An 18,418-nucleotide genomic window follows, 5' to 3' on the forward strand; every position below is an offset into this window, starting at 1 on the left:
CCACCCGCAATCCATCCCGTCAACGCAACCAGCCAACTCAACTCCGTCAATGCAACCGCGAGGAATCAACCAATGAGCATCCAGTCAGAAGGTACGCCAGTGGACGGCCTGAAGCTACCGATCTCCAGGCTCGTCCTGGGCACCATGACGTTCGGCGACACGGCCGATGAGGCCACCGCGGGACGGATGGTGGACGAGGCGCTCGCCGCCGGCATCACCACCATCGACACCGCCAACGCCTACGTCGGCGGAGCCACCGAGGAGATGCTGTCCCGCCTCCTCAAGGACCGCCGGGCCGACGTCGTCCTCGCCTCCAAGGCGGGCATGCCGCATCCGGACCACGGCCAGCACGCCCCGCTGTCCAAGGAGGGCCTGCGCAACAGCGTGGAAGGCAGCCTGCGCCGGCTCGGCACGGACAGCATCGACCTCTTCTACCTGCACCAGCCGGACCGGGCCACCCCGCTGCAGGAAACCCTGGGCACCGTGGCCGAGCTCGCCGCCGAAGGGAAAATCGGCGCCCTGGGCGTGTCCAACTTCGCGGCCTGGCAGATCGCCGACGTCATCCACGTGGCCCGCGAAGTCGGCGCACCGCGCCCGGTGGTCGCGCAGCAGCTCTACAACCTGGTGGCCCGCCGGGTGGAGGAGGAATACCTCGAATTCGCCGCCACCCACCAGGTCCACACCATGGTTTACAACCCGCTCGGCGGGGGCCTGCTGACCGGCAAGCACAGCTTCGACGCCCGGCCCTCCGAAGGCCGGTTCGGCGACTCCAAGCTCGCCGCCATGTACACCCAGCGGTACTGGGACAAGCAGCTGTTCGAGGCCGTGACCACCCTGGCGGGCATCGCCGACGGCGCGGGCGTCAGCCTGGCCGAACTGTCCCTGCGCTGGCTCGCCTACCGCAACGGCGTCGGATCTATGCTGCTCGGCGGCTCGAAGGTGGAGCAGCTGCAGGCCAACATCGCCGCCGTGGGCAAGGGCCCGCTGCCGGAAGATGTCTCCGCGGCGTGCGACGCCGTCGGCGCCGGCCTCCGCGGCCCCATGCCCGCCTACAACCGCTGACGTACCCCTAATTTCCCGAACTGAAGGCAGAAGAAACGACATGACATCCGAACTCGCCACAGAATTCGCCCGCAAGATCCGCGCCCGCGAGCAGGCCGTCGGCTACTGGGCCGTCCTGGACGCGCCCGTCGCTACCGAGCGCATCAGTCGGCTCGGCTATGACTACGTGGCGCTGGACGCGCAGCACGGGCTGCTCGGCTACTCGGGCGTGCTGAACGGGCTCATGGCGATCGACGCCGGGCACACCGCCGTCGGCATGGTGCGGGTGGAGGACAACAACTTCACCGCGATCGGCAAGGCCCTCGACGCCGGCGCCGTCGGCGTGATCGTCCCGCTCGTGAACACCGCGGCCGATGCCGCCGCCGCGGTCGCCGCGGCCAAGTACCCGCCGATGGGCGGCCGGTCCTACGGACCCATGCGCTCTGCCCTGCGGATCGGCCCGGTCCCCGCCGACGCCAACGCGGCCACCCTGGTCTTCGCCATGATCGAGACCCCCGAGGGGCTGGCCAACGTCAAGGAAATCTGCCAGACGCCCGGACTGGACGGCATCTACGTGGGCCCCTCGGACCTTGCCATCGCCGTGGGCGGCGCCTTCCCCGGCGACCCCGCAGTCGAAACGGAATTCAACGCCGCGCTCGAGACGATCGCGGACGCGGCAGCCGCCGCCGGAGTGGCAGCGGGCATCCACACGCCGGCTGGCGACGTCGCCGCGCAACGGCTGCGCCAGGGCTACACGTTCACCACCATCGCCTCCGACCTGACCCACTTGGAGCAGGTTGCCAAGGCCCACCTGGCTGCCGCCACCGCAAAGGACTGACCTGTGTATTCAACAGACGTGCCCGCAACTGACTCGCCCCGCACCGACTCGCCCGCCACTCAGGCTCCCAGCACCCAAGCTCCCAGCACCCAGGCTCCCGGCGCCCCTGGCTACACCACCATCACGCCCGACGGCGCGGTGAAGGAAGCAGGCGGCAGCCTCTACGCGTACCTGCCGGCGCCCACCGTGCAGAGCCACGCGGCCAACCTCCTGACGCTGCCGGACGGCCGGCTCGGCTGCGTGTGGTTCGGCGGGACCCAGGAAGGCGTGGCGGACATCTCCATCTGGTTCTCCGCTCTGGAACCCGGCAGCCGCCAGTGGTCGCCCGCCGAGCAGCTCTCCGACGACTCCGCCCGCTCCGAGCAGAACCCCATCTTGTTTGCCGCCCCGGACAACCGGCTCTGGCTGCTGTACACCGCGCAGAAGGCCGGCAACCAGGACACTGCCGAGGTCCGCCGCCGCATCTCCACGGACAGCGGCCGAACCTGGGGCCCGGTGGAGACCCTGTTCGCCGCCAACGCCACCGGCGGCGTGTTCGTCCGGCAGCTGCCGGTGGTGCTGCCGTCCGGCCGCTGGATCATCCCGATCTTCCGCTGCATCACAACGCCCGGCGAGAAATGGGTGGGCAACAGCGACGACAGCGCCGTCATGATCTCCGACGACGCCGGCGCCACCTGGACTGAGCATGTCCTGCCGGGCAGCCTGGGCTGCGTCCACATGAACATCCAGCCCGTGGCCGACGGGTCCCTCCTGGCCCTGTTCCGCAGCCGCTGGGCCGACTCGATCTACGAATCCCGGTCCACCGACGGCGGCACCACCTGGAGCGAACCCGTTCCCACCGAGCTGCCGAACAACAACTCCTCCATCCAGTTCGTCGCCCTGGCCGACGGCCGGCTGGCGCTGGTCTACAACCACAGCCGGGCCGAAGCCTCCACCGAGCGGCGGCTTTCGCTCTACGACGAGATCGACGACGACGGCCTGGCCGAGGAACAGGGGCAGATCACCGAACCGGTGGTCGCTGCGGGATCTCCTGCCGGAGCGGTTGCGGGCGATTCAGTTCAAGGAAACAGCGGCGAACGGAAGGCCTTCTGGGGCACCCCGCGGTCCCCGATGACTCTCGCGATCTCCGAGGACTCCGGCCGCAGCTGGCCCATCCGGCGCAACCTCGACGTGGGCGACGGCTACTGCCTGTCCAACAACTCCCGCGACGGCCTGAACCGCGAATACTCCTACCCGTCCATCCACCAGGGCCCGGACGGCGCCCTCAACATCGCGTACACCTACTTCCGGCAGGCCATCAAGTACGTCCGCGTGGATCCGCAGTGGGCCTACGACGGCACCGGCACGCCCGGCGAAACGGCTAACCGGGTAGACGACGGAAAGCAGTAATGGACGGAGAGCAGTAATGGACGGCGAGCAGTAATGGACGGGGCGCAGTAATGACCGAACCAACAGCAGCCACTGAGCTAACAACGGCCGGGCCGCACGCCGTCGTCACCGGCTGCAGCTCGGGCATCGGCAAAGCCATCGCGGTCCGGCTGCTGGCCGATGGCTGGCAGGTGACCGGGCTCAGCCGGAGCGAGCCCGGGCTCGGGGCGGGCTTCCAGTGGCGGCAGGCGGACCTCTCGGACCCGGCGTCCCTGGCCGCCTGCGTCGAGGACCTGCCTCCGGTGAATGCCCTGGTCCACGCGGCCGGCTTTCAGCGGACCGCGGTCCTGGGCGAGCTGGATCCTGAGGCGCTGGCCGGGATGTTCACCGTGCATGTGGCGGCCGCGAGCAGCCTGGCCAACGCCCTTGTCCCGCGGATGCCCGACGGCGGTCGCGTGCTCCTGGTGGGCAGCCGGACCTCCACCGGCTCCCCCGGCAAGAGCCAGTACGCGGCCACCAAGGCCGCACTGCTGGGCCTGGGCCGGACCTGGGCGCAGGAACTGGCACCCCGCGGCATCACGGTGAACGTGCTGTCCCCCGGACCCACAGACACGCCGATGCTCGCCGATCCGGGCCGGTCCGCCACACCGCCAAAGCTGCCCGCCCTCGGCCAGCTTGTGGACCCGGAGGACGTGGCGGCCCTCGCCGCATTTCTGCTGGGGCGCCACGGGAAGTCCATCACGGGACAGAACTATGTGATCTGCGGCGGCGCGTCCCTATGAGCGAACGCACAGTGAACGGATGCGCGCCGGGTCCGAATAACATGAGGACAGCAATGTACCGCTCGGTACAGCAACGGATGCGAGAGCAGCCGGTGAAGGAGAGCCAACGATGACTACCGCCAAAGCCAGGCGCGAAGAGATCTACCACCTCGCCGTGACCACGGGCCTGGCGTCCGTGGAGGAGCTGTCGCGGCATTTTGCCGTGACCGCCTCCACGATCCGGCGGGACCTGGCCCAGTTGAACGAACAGGGAAAACTCGCCAGGACCTACGGTGGGGCCGTGGCGCTCGGCGCGCACCCCGAGCCGTCCCTGCGGCAGCGGACCGGCGAGGCCTTCGAACAGAAACAGGCCATCGCCGCCTGGGCGGCCGCCGAAGTGAAGGAGGGCGAAAACATCCTGCTCGACGGCGGCTCGACCGTCGGGGCCATGGCGCACGCCCTGCGGGACCGGGAAAACCTCTCCGTCACCACTCCTGGCATCAACACGCTCCAGGAACTCGCCGATTCCCCCGGCATCCAGGTGGACTGCCTGGGCGGACGCCTCCGCGGACTCAGCCAGACCTTCGTTGGTCCCATCGCCGAGGCCGCCCTGGAGCGGATGAGCTTCGACCGGGTGTTCCTTGGCGCGGATGCCGTCACGGTGGACGCCGGCCTGTGCGAGGCCGACCAGGCCCAGACGCGCCTCAAAGAACTGATGGCACGCCGCGGCAACACCGTCTACGTCCTGGCGGATTCCACCAAGCTTGGCAAACGCCCGTTCCATGCCTGGGTGCGGCTTCCTGCCCCCTGGATCCTCGTCACGGACAACCGCGCGGACCCGGACCAGCTTGAGCTCTTCCGGCAATCCGGCGTGACGGTCCAACTCGTTGACTTGGCGCCGGCGCAGGCCGCCTGACCTGACTATCGACGTCGAACGGCTGTCCGCGTTTCCCTGAGGGAACGTGGACAGCCTTTTTGTTGCGCGGACCGGCCGCGAGCGCGCGCCGGCCCTCGCGTGCGTAGGCCCTGTTCAGGCAACCGCCACGGCGCCAATCTGCTGCATGAGGCTCAGGTTGTCCGTGGTGCCCCAGTGCTCGGCCACCTTGCCGTCCTCGACACGGATGATGTCAGTGCAGTCGAACTCGACGCTCTTGCCCGTTGCCGGGATGCCAGCCAGTTCGCCACGATGCGTACCCGTGAGAATCACATGGCATGCCTCCATGTTTCCGGCGGCCACCCTGGGCTCGATTTCCTTGACCTTGATGTCCGGGAAAGCCGTCCGCATCGTGTTCACGAAGTACTTAACGCCTTCCTTGCCCGGCGGTTGCCCGGGTAGGGCCTCTTCGTGATCCACATAGCTGTCCGCGGCCAGCTCATCAATCAGGGCGAGGTTTCCGCTCTCAATGACGTCCTTGTAAAACCGCTCAATCAATCCAACACCTTCAGACATTTCCGACTCCTTGTAGGCGAGAGACCGGAATTTAGATCCCCCCAGACCATTCCCCAGGAGGTCCTCCTTCTCTGGCACCCTCGACAGGCAGAAAGCCCGCGCAGAGCACCGAGACTTACTGTGGAGATGCCAGTGGGAATCGGGCGAAACGCCTCGTTAAGGCAGAAGATATTCCGGGGCTTCGAGGGTGTCAAGATGCCCTGATTACCGCGGTTCCCGGCCCGGCAGCGACACGGCAAACACCACGACGGCAAGGGGCCGTTCCGCGCGGAAGTGCCCCCTGCTTCAAAAAAACTTCTGCCCTTTACTTCGGTACGGCTACTTCGGTACGGCGCCGATTTGTTGCATGAGGGTCATGGTGTCCGTGGCTCCCCAATGCTCGACTACTTTGCCGCCGTCGACGCGGATGATGTCGACGCCGCTGAATTCGACGCTGCGACCGGTGGGCGCGACGCCCATCAGTTCTCCCTGATGCGTTCCGGTCAGGACCACGTACTGCGCCTCGAGATTTCCATCTACCAGCGCAGGTTCGGTGGTCTTAGCCTTGAGATCCGGGAATGCCGCCCGCATCGTGTTGACGAAGTACCCGACGCCGTCCTTGGCGGGCGACTGTCCGGGCAGGGGGTCGTGATCGACAAAGTCATCACTGACCAGTTCGTCGATGAGTTCGAGATTTCCGTCCCCGATCACCTCTGTGTAAAACCGCTTGATCAATCCAGTCCCGTCAGCCATTTCCAACTCCTTAAAGTGGATGAGACCGCAGCCCAAGTTTCCCACTCCGGCCATGGCACATCAACGGCTCGCGCTGCCGGCTGTCGTCGGACTGAGTTACCGCCGCTCCCGCCACGCCAGTGACACCATGAACACCACAGCGCCCAGCCCCAGCATCACAAACACCATCAGCCCCCAGTTCGCCTGAGTGACGCCGCTGCCGTAGAAGATGCCGATCAGCACCGTCGCCGTGATCGCGCCCAGGTAGCGGCAGGTCTGGAAGATCCCGGCGGCAACCCCGCGCTCCTCCGGCCGGGTGGAAACGTACATGCCCTGGCTTGAGGAAATGGCGACCACGCAATATGGCACACCCAGGAATGCGGTCAGCGCGAGCACCACCGGGATGGCGAGGGACACCGTCAGCAGCCACATCGCCGCCGACGCCACCATCAGCAGCACGACGCCGGCGATCAGCACCCGCCGCACGCCGAACCTGTCGATCGCGCGGACCGCGAACGGCGTCCCGACCACCGAGATCGCGGCCAGCGGCAGCATGAGGATGCCCACGACGCCGGGATCGTAGCCGCCGGCGGTCTGCAGTAGCTGGGGCAGGCCGAAGAACGCGAAGTAGTAGACGCCGTTGAACAGCGCGAAGCCCAGGTAGACCAGCAGCAGCGGCCGGTTGCGGCCCAGCAGCCGCAGGTCCAGGAAGGGCGGGCTGAACCGCAGTTCCCGCCAGGCGAACAGCGCCGCGAGGAGCAGCCCTCCGCCGAGCAGCCACCACCGGTAGTCGGGCAGCACATTCAGCAGCGCCATCATCACCAGCACCAGGGCACCGATGAAGGCCCCGATGCCGGGCAGGTCCGAATCCCGCACCAGCTCCGACACCCGGCCGCGCTCCCGGACACCGTCCGCCGGGGCAAAGCGCCGGACCACGAGGATCGCCACGACGGACAGCGGGACGTTGATGAGGAACAGCGCCTGCCAGCCCACGAGGCTCACCAGCAGGCCGCCCACCACGGGCCCGACGGCAGCCGCCGAGGTGTTCGCCATCTGGATCCGGCCCAGCGGCCGCGTGGACTTCACGTTCGCCTCCCGCGCCAGCGCCGCAACCATGACGACGGCGCTCGGGTAGGCGGTCGCAGTGCCGAGGGCCATGAAAGCCCGCGCCACGCACAGCAGCGCGAAGTTCGGCGCAAAGGGAGCGAGCGCACAGGTCACGGCCACCAGGGCCATGCCCAGCAGGAACAGCCGCCGCGGGCCGAAGCGGTCCGCGAGCCGGCCCATGAGCGGCTGGCCAGCCGCGGAGGTGAGATAGAACGCCGTGATCACCCAGGTGACCGTGGCGACGTCGAGCCCGAAGTCCTCGCGCAGCACCACGAGGGCGACGGCGATCATCGAGGAATTCAACGGGTTCAGCGACGTGCCGAGACTGAGTCCGGCGACGGCCAGGCCCGTCCGGGGAGAGTTGCTCACGGCAACAGTCTGTCCCACGGCCGCCGGTCCCGAAACTCTGTGACGCGTCACAGGACCTTGGAAAGGAACGACCTGGTCCGGTCGTGCTGCGGATCGCTCAGGATCTGCCGCGGCGGTCCTGCCTCCACCACCACGCCGTCGTCCATGAAGACCAGCGTGTCCGCCACTTCACGGGCGAACCCCATCTCGTGGGTCACCACGATCATGGTCATGCCGCTCTTGGCCAATTCCTTCATGACGTCGAGCACCTCACCCACCAGTTCCGGGTCCAAGGCGCTAGTTGGCTCGTCGAAGAGCATCAGCTTAGGATCCATCGCCAGGGCACGGGCGATGGCCACGCGCTGCTGCTGGCCGCCGGACAGGTGCGCCGGATAGGCGTCCCCCTTGTCGCCCAACCCCACACGCTCCAGGAGTTCATTGGCCCGGGCGGTGGCAGCGGCCTTGGAAAGACCCTTCACCCGCATGGGGGCGAGGATGATGTTTTCAATCGCCGTCAGGTGCGGGAACAGGTTGAATCGCTGGAAGACCATCCCGATTTCCTGGCGTTGGAAGGCTGCTTCCTTGAGCTTGAGTTCGTAGAGCTTGTCTCCCTTTTGACGGTAGCCAACGAGCTGTCCGTCGACCGAAAGCCGGCCGCCATCAACCCGTTCCAGGTGGTTGATACACCGCAGGAACGTCGACTTACCCGAACCGCTGGGCCCCACAATGCAGAGAACCTCCCCGGGGTCGACCTCCAGGCTGATCCCGCGCAAGACCCTGTTGGAGCCGAAATTCTTGGAAACCTTCTCCGCAAGAACCATAGGCGCTTCTGTCATCCTTTTCCTCCAAAGTCTGTGCCGAGCGGTGCACCCGGTCCGCCGGGCTCGCCTGGAACCGTCGGTGCCGGCGCGGACCCCGCGGGTTCCTTGCCTGTCTTGACCCGTCCGGTTCCCCGGGAGAACCGCTTTTCAATGAAGTGCTGGCCGACCATCAGGATGGAGGTGAAAAGCAGATACCAAAGGGAAGCCACAATCAGCAGCGGCACGGGAGTGAACGTCACGGCCGAAATGCCGCGGGAAACCCCATAGAGGTCGATGCTCAATGGAATCGCGGCCACCAGGGAGGTGGTCTTGAGCATCGAAATCACTTCGTTGCCGGTAGGCGGAATGATGATCTTCATGGCCTGCGGAACCACGACATACCGCATCGTCTGCCCCCAGGACATGGCCAGCGCCGTCGAGGCTTCCTCCTGGCCCTCATCCACGGACAGCAGTCCGGCACGCACGATTTCAGACATGTAGGCGGCCTCATTCAGGGACAACCCGATCACGGCAGTGATGAAGAGGTTGGTGAAAACCTCATTCGGGATGGTGACCCACGGCTCCGTGAATGGAATGCCCAGCGTGAATACCGGATAGATCAGGGACACGATGCCCCAGAAGACCAACTGCACATAGACCGGGGTTCCCCGGAAGATCCAGATATACAGCCAGGCGATGCTCTTCAGCACCGGGTTCGGCGAGAGGCGCATGATGGCCAGCAGCAGGCCGAGGACGATAGCGCCGATCATCGAGTAGATGGTCAGCCACAACGTCACCCACGCTGCCTGGCTGATCCGGCGGTCGAAGATGTACTTGCCCACGTCCGGCCAGCCAAAGTCCGAGCGCTGGGCGGCGTCCAGCACAAAGACCGCCAGCCCGAGCACCAGGACCACGGCAATCAGGATGCGCCAGGGGTGACGCAGCGGGATTGCGACGATCGCCTCCGGCGGCGCGTTGTCCGCGTCCCGTCCTCTGCCGGCCCGCGGCGTCCTGCCGGGTTCCGCCTCAATCATCCGGTCGGATTCCCGCTCGCTCATGTGCTATCACCCTTTGGCTGCCACGTTGAGGTCCGCCGTCTTGACTCCGCCGGCTTCCACTCCCCACTTGGACAGGATCTTGTTGTAGGTGCCGTCGTCGATCAGCGTCTGGAGCGCCTTCTGCAGGACCGGGGTGAACGCGCTGTCCTTGGCTACGGGCATCCCGTACGGCGCCACCTCAAAGGCGTCGCCGGCGGTCTGCAGCTTGTCCTTGGTCTTGGAGATCGCATAAAGAGTCACGGGCGAGTCGGCACTCATCGCGTCGACCTGTCCCACTACCAGGGCATTAGTCGCCTGGTCCTGCGCGTCGTACTTGAAGATGGTGATCGCCGGCTTGCCTGCATCCGTGCAGGCCTTCGACTTCGCCGGCACCTCGTGCGTGTCCTCATACGTGGTGGCCTGGACGGCGACCTTAAGCCCGCACGCGTTGTTCGGGTCCACGGTCTTGCCCTTCGGGGAGGCCCACTGAATGCCGGCAGAGTAGTAGTTCACGAAATCCACCTGCTTTTCGCGTTCCAGGGTGTCCGTGAAAGAGGACATGCCCATGTCATCCTTTCCGGCCTTCACCGCCGGAAGGATGTTGTCGAAGGTGCCGATGTCAAAATTGACCTTCAACCCCATGACCTTGCCCAGGGCGTTGGTGAGGTCTACGGACCAGCCTGCCGGCTCGCCGTTATCGTCTTTGAACTCGTTGGGCGGGTAGTTGTTGGCCATGCCGACGTTGAGCACGCCCGCGCTCTTGATTTTTTCCGGGAGCGACGCGGCAATGGAGTCATTCTTTTGCACGTCGACGGCGTCAGCGGTCCCGGTGGCCCCGTTGGTGGCGGCGGGTTCGCTGTTGTTGACGCAGCCCGAGAGCGAGAGCGCCGTGGCTATGGTGAGAACGGGAAGAAGGTATCGGGTGCGCATGGCTTCCTTAGCTGTTCAGGGATTCTCTAGGCTCCCGCAACGTTGCGGGAGGGCACTGTGTGCCTGGTTGTTCAGAACTCATAAATTCGTGCTTTCCGACGCTGTTGTCTCCAGAATTTCTCCGGAATGACGAATGTCCCGAAGAATTTCCCCTCCGCGAGCTTTCAGCTCGGAAATGCTTGAGACTCCCACTAACGTCATCGTACGCCGCAGTTCATCCGCGAAGATGTCTATGATGCGTCCGACGCCCGGCGAGCCGGCCGCCACCAGCCCGTACAGGTAGGCCCTCCCGATCGAACAGGCATCGGCTCCCAGTGCCAGCGCCTTGAGGACGTCGCTCCCCCGGCGGATCCCGGAGTCCACATAGATCTCGATCGAATCGCCCACCCGTTGACGTGATTCCTGGAGGACGTCCATGGGGCTCAGCATGTGGTCGAGTTGGCGCCCGCCATGATTACTCAGCTGGACGGCGTCCAAGCCAATACGGGAGGCCTTAGCCACGTCGGCCGGGTTGACGCAGCCCTTAAGCACGATCTTGCCGTGCCATGCCTGACGCAAGGCTTCCAGTTCCTTCCATCCGCTGGTCGCATCCGAGTGGCCAAGGATGTGCTGCCACATGGACGGAGTGACCACGGAGGTGGCCGCCGCGCTGCGCGGATCCAGGTTCGGGAAACTGATTCCGTCCGACTTCAGGAAGTTGACCCACCAGGAGGGACGGCGGGCGATGTCCGCGATGGTCGACAGCGTCAGCGCAGGAGGCGCGGTGAACCCGTTGTGAAGGTCCCGCTCTCGGGAGCCCAACGCCCGCGTATCGACGCCGACAATCAGGGTGGTGAATCCGGCAGCCTCGCAGCGCGCCAGTTTGTCCTCCAACGCCTGGGCGTCCGAGGTGAGGCCAAAGTTGAACCAGCGGTCGAGGTCCGGATGGCGCTCCGCGATGGTCTCCATCGGCACGGTGCTCAGCCCGGCCAGTCCGTAGGGGATGCGGGCACGGTCGGCGGCGGCCGCGACGGCGAGCTCGCCCTCGGGATGGAACAGGCGGGTGGCCCCGGTCGGGGTCAGCGTCAGCGGCAGGGCACTGCTTTTTCCGAGCAAGGTGGTGCTCGTATCGGGGCCGGAAACCGGACCCCAGGTGGGCATGAGGGCCCAGCTGTCAAAGACGGCTCTATTGCGGCGGAGCGTCACCTCGTCTTCAGATCCGCCGTCCAAATAGTCGAAGATTCCGGCCGGCAGGACTTTCCGTGCCGACTTCCGGTATTCCTCCACATTGAAAGCGTTGGCCAGCACCCGGCGTCGTCGGGATAATACGGGGGCTTTGACCTGGATGAGCTGCTTGGCTTCGCTGATTTTCAATGACGGCCTTCCACTGCGTTCGTACGTTATGGTTCAGCGTAGAAAGCGAAACCCCGCGCCACTATGGAGATCGCGACAAATTGAGGGGCACATGATTAGTAGCGAATGCCAAACCGCCTTTTTGGTGACGGCGTGACGGCGCTTCCGGCGGTGGAGCGGCATGCCCTGCCCACGCTGGCCGACGTCGCCCGCTCGGCGGGTTCGGAAATTCTCAGCCTCGTGGAAATGCCGGCCGATGACCGGCGGCTTGTCGCCGGCTCCGTGCTCTATGACTCCACCGCCCGGCCCACCAGGTTCCCGGGCGCCGTGGCCCTGGCCATCGGCCTGTCCCTCTCGGGGAAACGTCTGGGCACCAAAGTTCGGGAGCTCAGCGACGCCGGCTACGTGGCGATCGTCTACAAATCCAACGGCACCTCGGACGAAGTGTTGCGGGCAGCCGCCCGGGACAACGGGATGGCGCTTTTCCGGGCCTCCGACTCTGTGCCGTGGAACCAGCTCGCGGAGATCATGGATGCCGCCGTCATCCCGCACCGGCAATCCGGACGGACCCTGGTGGACATCCGGCCCGGCGACCTGTTTGACCTCGCCAACACGGTGGCGGCGCAAGCCGGCGGTGCAATCGCGATCGCCGATCCGGAGCAGACGATCCTGGCTTATTCGACCCTCCCGGACCAGCCCATTGACGAGACACGCAGGAGTTCCATCCTGAGTCTGCATGTGCCGCATTCCGTGGAGACGGATAAGGATTACCGCCGGGTGCATGCCGCCACCGATGCGCTGGCTGTGGCGACGCAGGATCCCCTGCTGCGGCGCACGGCCATCGCGATCCGGGCCGGCGACTCCGTTTTGGGCTCGCTCTGGCTCCTTGAACGGGCGGACCACCCCAACGAGGACGCCAACCGGATCCTGCGCGAAGCCGCCAACGTGGCCGCGCTCCACATCCTGCACAAACGGACCACCTACGTCTCGAACCTCACGCGCCAGATAGATCTGGTCCAGCCGCTGCTGTTCGATCCGAAACGCGCCGAACTGGCGGCCATCAGGCTCGGTATCTCGGCGCCGTCGATCCGTGTTGCGGCTCTGGGCGTCTGGCCGTCCGATGCCATCGCTGCCGAAACGCTGCAGTCCCGCCTCCGGCTCTTCGACACCATCCGGACCGCCTGCGCCATCCGGCTGCCCTCGGCCGTCTGCGGGCTCTCGGACAACATCGTTTACATCGTCCTGCCGCAAACCACCGAATCTTCACGGCAGTTCCAACGCAGCGCGCTACTGAAAATTGTGCAGAATGCCCGCCGGCTTCTCTCCCGCCCGGTCCTGGCGGCGATGGGCGTCGCGGCGACGATCGACCGTCTCGAGGAATCCCGGATCAACGCGGAACTGGTCCTTTCCGAGCTTGTGCGCAACGTCGCGGAAGGGCTCATAGCCGCCGATTCCGATGACATCGTGGCCGACGACGACTCCCTCGGTTCGCGTCTACAGCTGCGCCAGTTCGTGTCGGCGCTGACCGCCGCCGGCCAGCTGCCCGGGGCGCACGCGCTCAGCATCGCGGCGTACGACGAGCAGCATAAGAAGTCCTTCGAGGAGACCATCTACGCCTACCTGAGCTGCGGCGGAAACGCGATCGACGCCGCCAAATCGCTGGATGTGCACGTCAACACGGTCCGCTACCGCTTGTCCCGGGTGGAGCCGCTCTTCGGTATAGACCTCGACGACGCCGAGACGCGCCTGCTCGTGTGGCTGCAGTTATGGGCACGACACAACTAGTCGCTGGCTCACGCGGTTCAGGCTTGATCTGCCGCGACTCTGTCAGCCGGCTCTGTCAACGGGATCTGTCACCCGCCGGACGCGGGCGCGGTCGGCGCCGTCGGGTGCCGCCCCCAGGCCAGCTCACGGAGCCGGACCAGGTCCAGGGAGGGCTGGGCCGGCGGGACGCCTGGACGGTTCTGCGGAACCAAGACCCGCAGTGCGCGGGGTTCGATGCTGCACCGCACCGGCGTGCTCATCAGCAGAGCCTCGCCGTCCACTCCAACGGGAATCTCGGGCACGTCGGCGTCGACCACCACCTCCGCCGCGACCCGTTGGATCAGGCCGTGCTTCGTCGCTCGACGCAATAGGCCGACCGCTTCCCGGGTGCTGGCGGCGGAGAGCGCCACAGCGCCGAGGACACCGCGGTCCAGCCGGGTCCGGCGGCCCAGACCGGCGAGGTCGTTGCTGCCGTACGGACCATTGCTCACCAGCACCGCCTGCGGGCCGTCCACGGTTATGCCGTCCATCTGGGCTCGAAGTCGCGCACCCTTAGCGCCCCTGATGAGGTCCGGAAGCATCTCCAAAACCGTTCCGGCCTTGTCTTCGCGGTACTCCGGGCTCTGCACCACCTCGGCGTACACGCCAAAGGATGAGTTGTTGACGAAAGTGCGCCCGTTGATCTTGCCGAGGTCCACGTGAAGCTCAACCCCCTCCCGGAGGGCGTCCAGGCAGCCCGTCGGGTCCTCCCGGTCCAGACCGAGATCCAGGGCGAAATGGTTTCGGGTGCCGGCGCTGATCACCAGGAACGGAAGGTTGTGCTCGGCCGCAATGCCGGCCACCAGCGCCTGGGTTCCGTCCCCACCGGCCACGCCGAGCAGATCGGCCCCGCGCTCCACCGCTTGCCGGGCCAACGCATCGACATCCACCTGTCCCGGACCTTCAAGAAGCGCCACCTCGGCGCCGAGTTCCTCCGCCTTCCGCTGGAGATCGAACTTCACCACCTTGCCCCCGCCGGAACGCGGATTCATCACCAGGAAGGCATGCTGCCAGGTGGGAGCGGGGTACTCGGCCATAGCCTTGCCCTCACCCCTTTCCCGGAGGGCGGCGCGGGCACAGACCAACGCAACAAACAGCAGCGCAATAGCGATCACCACCTCCCGCAGCAGGCTCCCTTGGATGTACAGGGCCAGGATCACCAGCGGGGCGAGCACCGCGAGGGCCAGTGCACCCCAGCGCAGCACACCTCGGCTGATGAGGAACCAGTAGATCGCAGCCACGGCCACCAACACGGCGCCCAAGCCGGTTATGACCAGCGCAATGGTCCCTGCCAAACCCGCAGCCACCAGAGGCACAGCCACCGCGAGGATTACCGCGACGAACGCCGCCCTCGCCCACCACCGTCTGGTTTCCGGGACCTGCTCGATAGCCGGCATGACGGTCATGTCGCGCCCCCGATCTGCGTTACCCCGACGGCGGTCATCGTCCCGGCCTCCACCCGGCGCTCCCCTTGGCGCAATGGGCGCAGGCGCCTGAGCTCTCTGCCATCCCTCGAATTCACTTTCGGCCTCTCCTTCGCCTCGAATGGCTGCGGCCAACACAGAATCGGGCCGGCGGTTCAGGTCCTGATTTTGGCCACCGTCATCAAGATCGCCGAGTCTTCCTCGGCCTCCAGGCTGTGCAGCCCCGCCGGCACGATCAGCAGATCGCCGGCTTTTCCCTGCCAGGATTCGTTGCCGGCCCGCAGGCGCACACAGCCGCGGAGCACAAACACCGTCGCCTCGCCCGGGTTCTGGTGCTCGCTCAGCTGCGTCCCGGCCCTGAACGCCATGACGGTCTGGCGCAGAACTTTCTCGTGCCCGCCGAACACCGTGTCAGCGGCCCGTCCGCTTCCGGCCGCTAGGGCAGCCGCGATCTGCTGCCTGGCCAGGGCATCGATCGATATTTTCTGCATGGGCACACCGTACTCGCCTCACGCCGCGCTGCCGAGGGTCCTTCGCCCCGGAGTCGGGCCCGGACCCGGCCCCGCCCCGGTCACTGTTCCGGTCATGGGCCTCGGGCGACCATTCCCGGGTCGCCGGGACGCCCGGACCGGCGGAGTGCAATTGCAGCCCCAGTACAGCTCCGGCCCCAGTACGTGCCTAGTACGCCACTGGCCCCTAGTACGCCACCTGGAATCCCCCGAACTCCCCCGTCGCCGCCGAGACGGACTCTTCGACGTGCTCCACCCGGCCAGGCGCTTCCGGCGAGCGCAACCAGCGTCGCAGCTCCAGCACCACTGACTGCGGCCCCTCGGCCACGATGCCCACGGAGCCGTCCATGTTGTTCCTAACCGTGCCGCTGAGCCCCAGCTCCTCGGCCTTCCGGACCGTCCAGTACCGGAAGCCAACCGCCTGGACCACACCGGACACCCGCGCGTTCAGCCGCACGGGCTCACCGGAATCGGCCGGAAACTGCGCACGGTGTTTGTCAGTCATGCTCCCAATGTAGCGCCCACAATGGCGCCGATTTTAGTCACAGTTTTGCTCATACCGGGTTTGGTCATACCGGGTTTGGTCCTGCAGACATGGTCTCGCCACCCAGACACAAGAGGACCTTTGCCCCTTTTCGGGCGGCCGACGTCCGCGAAAGGCTGGTTGCCAGCACTGCTACAGCTTGTCGAAGACCCGGCAACAGCACACCGAAGTGCTCTTCCCCACCGGCGGTCACAACTGCCAGAACGGACAAGATAATGGCTGGACAATTCGAAATCTTCACCGACGCGGAATCTAAGGTCCGGTTCCGGCTGCTCGCAGCGGACGGGACCGTGTTGGCCATTTCCACAGCGTTCGACGACAAACGCCAGGCGGCGGACGGCATCATGGCCGTACGCGAGTGCGCCGGCACCGGGCTGATCCGGGAGGCCCGCAGCAACCCGTGGACCGGGCAGCGCGCCAGCAAGAGCGCCGCGCCCCCACCACGCCGCCACCGCCGGCACCTGCCCGCCGTGTAGCGCCACGTCCTAATAAACAGCCGGCCGTTCGGCCGGCTGTTTCACTTTGCCCGGCTGCGGTTTGCGGGAGCAGCTTGAGGGCGGCTCGTGCCCAGCTGCAGTTAATTCGCCGGTTCCGTCACGGTGCCTGTGACCGCACCCTTCGCGGGACGGAGGGACGTGATCATCTTCCGAACGTCCTGGTACTCCGCCGTGGTGGCGTACAGCTTCGCCTTCTCCAGGTACGGCAGCCCGGGGTCCCCCGGCGTCGTGTTCTTCGCCGGGTCATAGGCCTGGCCGAACAGCGCGCCGCTGGGTGGCCAGAGAAACAGCTGGAACATCGGACACGACAGGGGTCCGGTCTCCTCCGGCATCATGGTGATCCCGTACGAGGCGATGGTGGGCGGCGAAGCGTCCTTGGCGGTGGCATCACCGCGGCCCTCGAAGACGAAGCGGGGCACGGTCTGGTCGGCCACGCCGGGTTCGGTGAGGGCCTGCATCGGCTCCGAATCGATCAGGAGGTACGGCTGCTGATCACCGCATTCGGCGCCCGTGACTATGTTTGTGCGCAGCGCGGCCATCTGCTTCCCGGCAGCGTTCACAACGTCCACGAACTCACCGCCCAGCGGCGCCTCGCCCGCCGGGTCCCGGATCACCCATGTGGCCGGGTAGTCGAAACTCAGCGTCCCGTCCGACGTCGTGAACGTCTTCCACCCGGACGACGACGGCGGGGCCCCCGCCGCAGGTGAGGTGGCTGGCGTGGTGGTCCCGGGAGCTGTCCCCGTAGCTGCATCCGACGGCGGGGTTCCCTGCGTTCCCTCAGCGGTTCCCGACTCTGTGTTTCCCGACTCTGTTTTTCCCGGGGACGGGGCCCCGGTCGTAGCATCCGGCGCCGGCGCAGCGCCGGATGTCGCCGGCGGCACCACCGGCGACCCGCAGCCCGCCAGCAGCAGGCCTGCGAGGACCAGCCCCGAGACGAACGGAGCCTGAATTACGGTGCGCCGCTGCCGCCTCACCATGAACCCTGGCCGACCCTACTGCCCCGCCGGACGCAGCGAGGTGATCATCTTCCTGATGTCCTTGAATTCAGAGGTCTCCATGTAGGCCTCCGGGGTGTCGACATGCGGCTCGTTGCCTGGGCTGGTGTCGAAGGGGTTGTACACGCCTCCGAATGACGCTCCGCTGGGCGGCCAGGTGAAGAAATGGAAGATCGGACAGGCATCGGGCCCGGACGGTTTGGGCGCCGAGCTGATGCCGTATGCCATGACGTTGGCCTTCATGGGGTCCTTCTCTGCCGGATACAGCCGCAACTCAAAGATGAAGTGCGGCGTGACCCCCTGCTGGGCCAAGGCTGGAACGGGCACCAGATCGAGCACTGAGTAGGGGATCCGTTGCGTGCATTCCGAGCCCGTGGCCACGTTGGTCCGCAACGTGGCCAGCGACTTGCCGCCCGCAGTGAGGACCTCCAGGAACACCCCGCCGGGCGAGGCCTCGGCGCCGCGGTCCTTCACGGTCCACTCGGCCGGGTGGTCGAACTCCAGCTTCCCGTCGGAGGTCTTGACGGTTTTCCATTCCGCCGCCGTCGGCGCGGGTGTCGAGGGCGCGGAGGGCGGCTCGGTCGGCGCAACATCTGTTGCGCCCGGCGCAGACGTCAGCGGGGGCACGGAGGGCATGGACGGCGACGTCGGGCCCGGACCCGCAGGGCCGCCGCAGGCGCCGAGCAGTGCCGCAACCAAGAAACCGGCCGATGCTGCCGAGCCGAACGCCGCGAGTCGACGCATGTCACCCTCCCCCTGGGATTCAAGTGGTTCGACCATTGTGGAACGTCCGGGCGCAAAAGCAAGAGCCAAAAGTCCCGGGTTGGCGGCCAGAACCCGCCGGAACGCGCCGCAGCGTGCCGTGCCTGCCACCTTCTGCCGCGGCTTCTGCCGCGGCGTGACCGGACCCACGTTGACATCCC

General features: G+C 66.5%; 19 protein-coding genes. 7 read left to right on the plus strand and 12 right to left on the minus strand.

The window, feature by feature from the left end:
- Window positions 1-72: 72 nt before the first annotated feature.
- The 5 genes from M2428_RS15140 to M2428_RS15160 all read left to right on the plus strand — a co-directional run bounded on the left by M2428_RS15140 (window position 73) and on the right by M2428_RS15160 (window position 4,924).
- The gene (locus tag M2428_RS15140) at window positions 73-1,062 is read left to right on the plus strand and encodes an aldo/keto reductase (RefSeq protein ID WP_277526781.1); all 990 of its coding nucleotides are present in this window, start codon (window positions 73-75) and stop codon (window positions 1,060-1,062) included.
- Between the two features lie 40 nt (window positions 1,063-1,102).
- On the plus strand, window positions 1,103-1,879 hold the full coding sequence (locus M2428_RS15145; RefSeq protein WP_277526782.1) for an aldolase/citrate lyase family protein: 777 nt from the start codon (window positions 1,103-1,105) through the stop codon (window positions 1,877-1,879).
- Between the two features lie 120 nt (window positions 1,880-1,999).
- A complete protein-coding gene (locus M2428_RS15150) occupies window positions 2,000-3,268 on the plus strand; it encodes an exo-alpha-sialidase (protein ID WP_277526825.1) in 1,269 nt (422 codons plus the stop codon).
- 50 nt (window positions 3,269-3,318) lie between these two features.
- Window positions 3,319-4,029 carry an SDR family oxidoreductase gene (locus tag M2428_RS15155; protein WP_277526783.1) on the plus strand — a complete coding sequence of 237 codons (711 nt, stop codon included), beginning with the start codon at window positions 3,319-3,321 and terminating at the stop codon, window positions 4,027-4,029.
- 109 nt (window positions 4,030-4,138) lie between these two features.
- The gene (locus tag M2428_RS15160) at window positions 4,139-4,924 is read left to right on the plus strand and encodes a DeoR/GlpR family DNA-binding transcription regulator (protein ID WP_277526784.1); all 786 of its coding nucleotides are present in this window, start codon (window positions 4,139-4,141) and stop codon (window positions 4,922-4,924) included.
- A 114-nt stretch (window positions 4,925-5,038) separates the two neighbouring features.
- On the opposite strand, the gene M2428_RS15165 is transcribed toward M2428_RS15160, so the two are convergent.
- From M2428_RS15165 to M2428_RS15195, 7 genes are all read right to left on the minus strand, one after another.
- Window positions 5,039-5,458 carry an ester cyclase gene (locus tag M2428_RS15165; RefSeq protein WP_277526785.1) on the minus strand — a complete coding sequence of 140 codons (420 nt, stop codon included), beginning with the start codon at window positions 5,456-5,458 and terminating at the stop codon, window positions 5,039-5,041.
- A gap of 318 nt (window positions 5,459-5,776) precedes the next feature.
- Window positions 5,777-6,190, minus strand: coding sequence for an ester cyclase (locus M2428_RS15170; protein ID WP_277526786.1), 414 nt, complete (start codon window positions 6,188-6,190; stop codon window positions 5,777-5,779).
- A 96-nt stretch (window positions 6,191-6,286) separates the two neighbouring features.
- Entirely contained in the window at window positions 6,287-7,645 is a 1,359-nt protein-coding gene (locus tag M2428_RS15175) for an MFS transporter (protein ID WP_277526787.1), read from the minus strand.
- Window positions 7,646-7,692: 47 nt separating this feature from the next.
- Window positions 7,693-8,460, minus strand: coding sequence for an amino acid ABC transporter ATP-binding protein (locus M2428_RS15180; RefSeq protein WP_277526788.1), 768 nt, complete (start codon window positions 8,458-8,460; stop codon window positions 7,693-7,695).
- Window positions 8,457-9,482: an amino acid ABC transporter permease gene (locus M2428_RS15185; RefSeq protein ID WP_277526789.1), complete on the minus strand. Its 1,026-nt coding sequence runs from the start codon at window positions 9,480-9,482 to the stop codon at window positions 8,457-8,459. Before M2428_RS15185 ends, M2428_RS15180 begins: the two co-directional genes overlap by 4 nt.
- Window positions 9,483-9,488: 6 nt before the next feature.
- Complete coding sequence (locus tag M2428_RS15190; protein WP_277526790.1) at window positions 9,489-10,391, minus strand: ABC transporter substrate-binding protein; 903 nt, start codon at window positions 10,389-10,391, stop codon at window positions 9,489-9,491.
- Between the two features lie 78 nt (window positions 10,392-10,469).
- Window positions 10,470-11,744 (minus strand): alpha-hydroxy acid oxidase, encoded by a 1,275-nt coding sequence (locus M2428_RS15195; protein WP_277526791.1) that lies wholly within the window; start codon window positions 11,742-11,744, stop codon window positions 10,470-10,472.
- A 105-nt stretch (window positions 11,745-11,849) separates the two neighbouring features.
- Between M2428_RS15195 and M2428_RS15200 the strand changes: the two genes are divergently transcribed.
- Entirely contained in the window at window positions 11,850-13,508 is a 1,659-nt protein-coding gene (locus M2428_RS15200; RefSeq protein WP_277526792.1) for a helix-turn-helix domain-containing protein, read from the plus strand.
- 68 nt (window positions 13,509-13,576) lie between these two features.
- Here M2428_RS15200 and M2428_RS15205 read toward each other — a convergent pair whose 3' ends face one another.
- From M2428_RS15205 to M2428_RS15215, 3 genes are all read right to left on the minus strand, one after another.
- Window positions 13,577-14,932: a diacylglycerol kinase family protein gene (locus M2428_RS15205; RefSeq protein WP_277526793.1), complete on the minus strand. Its 1,356-nt coding sequence runs from the start codon at window positions 14,930-14,932 to the stop codon at window positions 13,577-13,579.
- A gap of 173 nt (window positions 14,933-15,105) precedes the next feature.
- Window positions 15,106-15,441 carry a cupin domain-containing protein gene (locus M2428_RS15210; RefSeq protein ID WP_277526794.1) on the minus strand — a complete coding sequence of 112 codons (336 nt, stop codon included), beginning with the start codon at window positions 15,439-15,441 and terminating at the stop codon, window positions 15,106-15,108.
- A 205-nt stretch (window positions 15,442-15,646) separates the two neighbouring features.
- A complete protein-coding gene (locus M2428_RS15215; RefSeq protein ID WP_277526795.1) occupies window positions 15,647-15,964 on the minus strand; it encodes an acylphosphatase in 318 nt (105 codons plus the stop codon).
- Between the two features lie 254 nt (window positions 15,965-16,218).
- On the opposite strand from M2428_RS15215, the gene M2428_RS15220 reads away from it, so the two are divergent.
- Window positions 16,219-16,479, plus strand: a complete 261-nt coding sequence (locus M2428_RS15220; RefSeq protein WP_277526796.1) for a DUF1508 domain-containing protein — start codon at window positions 16,219-16,221, stop codon at window positions 16,477-16,479.
- Between the two features lie 101 nt (window positions 16,480-16,580).
- On the opposite strand, the gene M2428_RS15225 is transcribed toward M2428_RS15220, so the two are convergent.
- Window positions 16,581-17,477, minus strand: coding sequence for a hypothetical protein (locus tag M2428_RS15225; protein ID WP_277526797.1), 897 nt, complete (start codon window positions 17,475-17,477; stop codon window positions 16,581-16,583).
- Window positions 17,478-17,492: 15 nt separating this feature from the next.
- Complete coding sequence (locus tag M2428_RS15230; RefSeq protein ID WP_277526798.1) at window positions 17,493-18,239, minus strand: hypothetical protein; 747 nt, start codon at window positions 18,237-18,239, stop codon at window positions 17,493-17,495.
- Window positions 18,240-18,418: the final 179 nt, after the last annotated feature.

This window comes from Arthrobacter sp. ES3-54 (assembly GCF_029504395.1).
Taxonomy (GTDB): domain Bacteria; phylum Actinomycetota; class Actinomycetes; order Actinomycetales; family Micrococcaceae; genus Arthrobacter.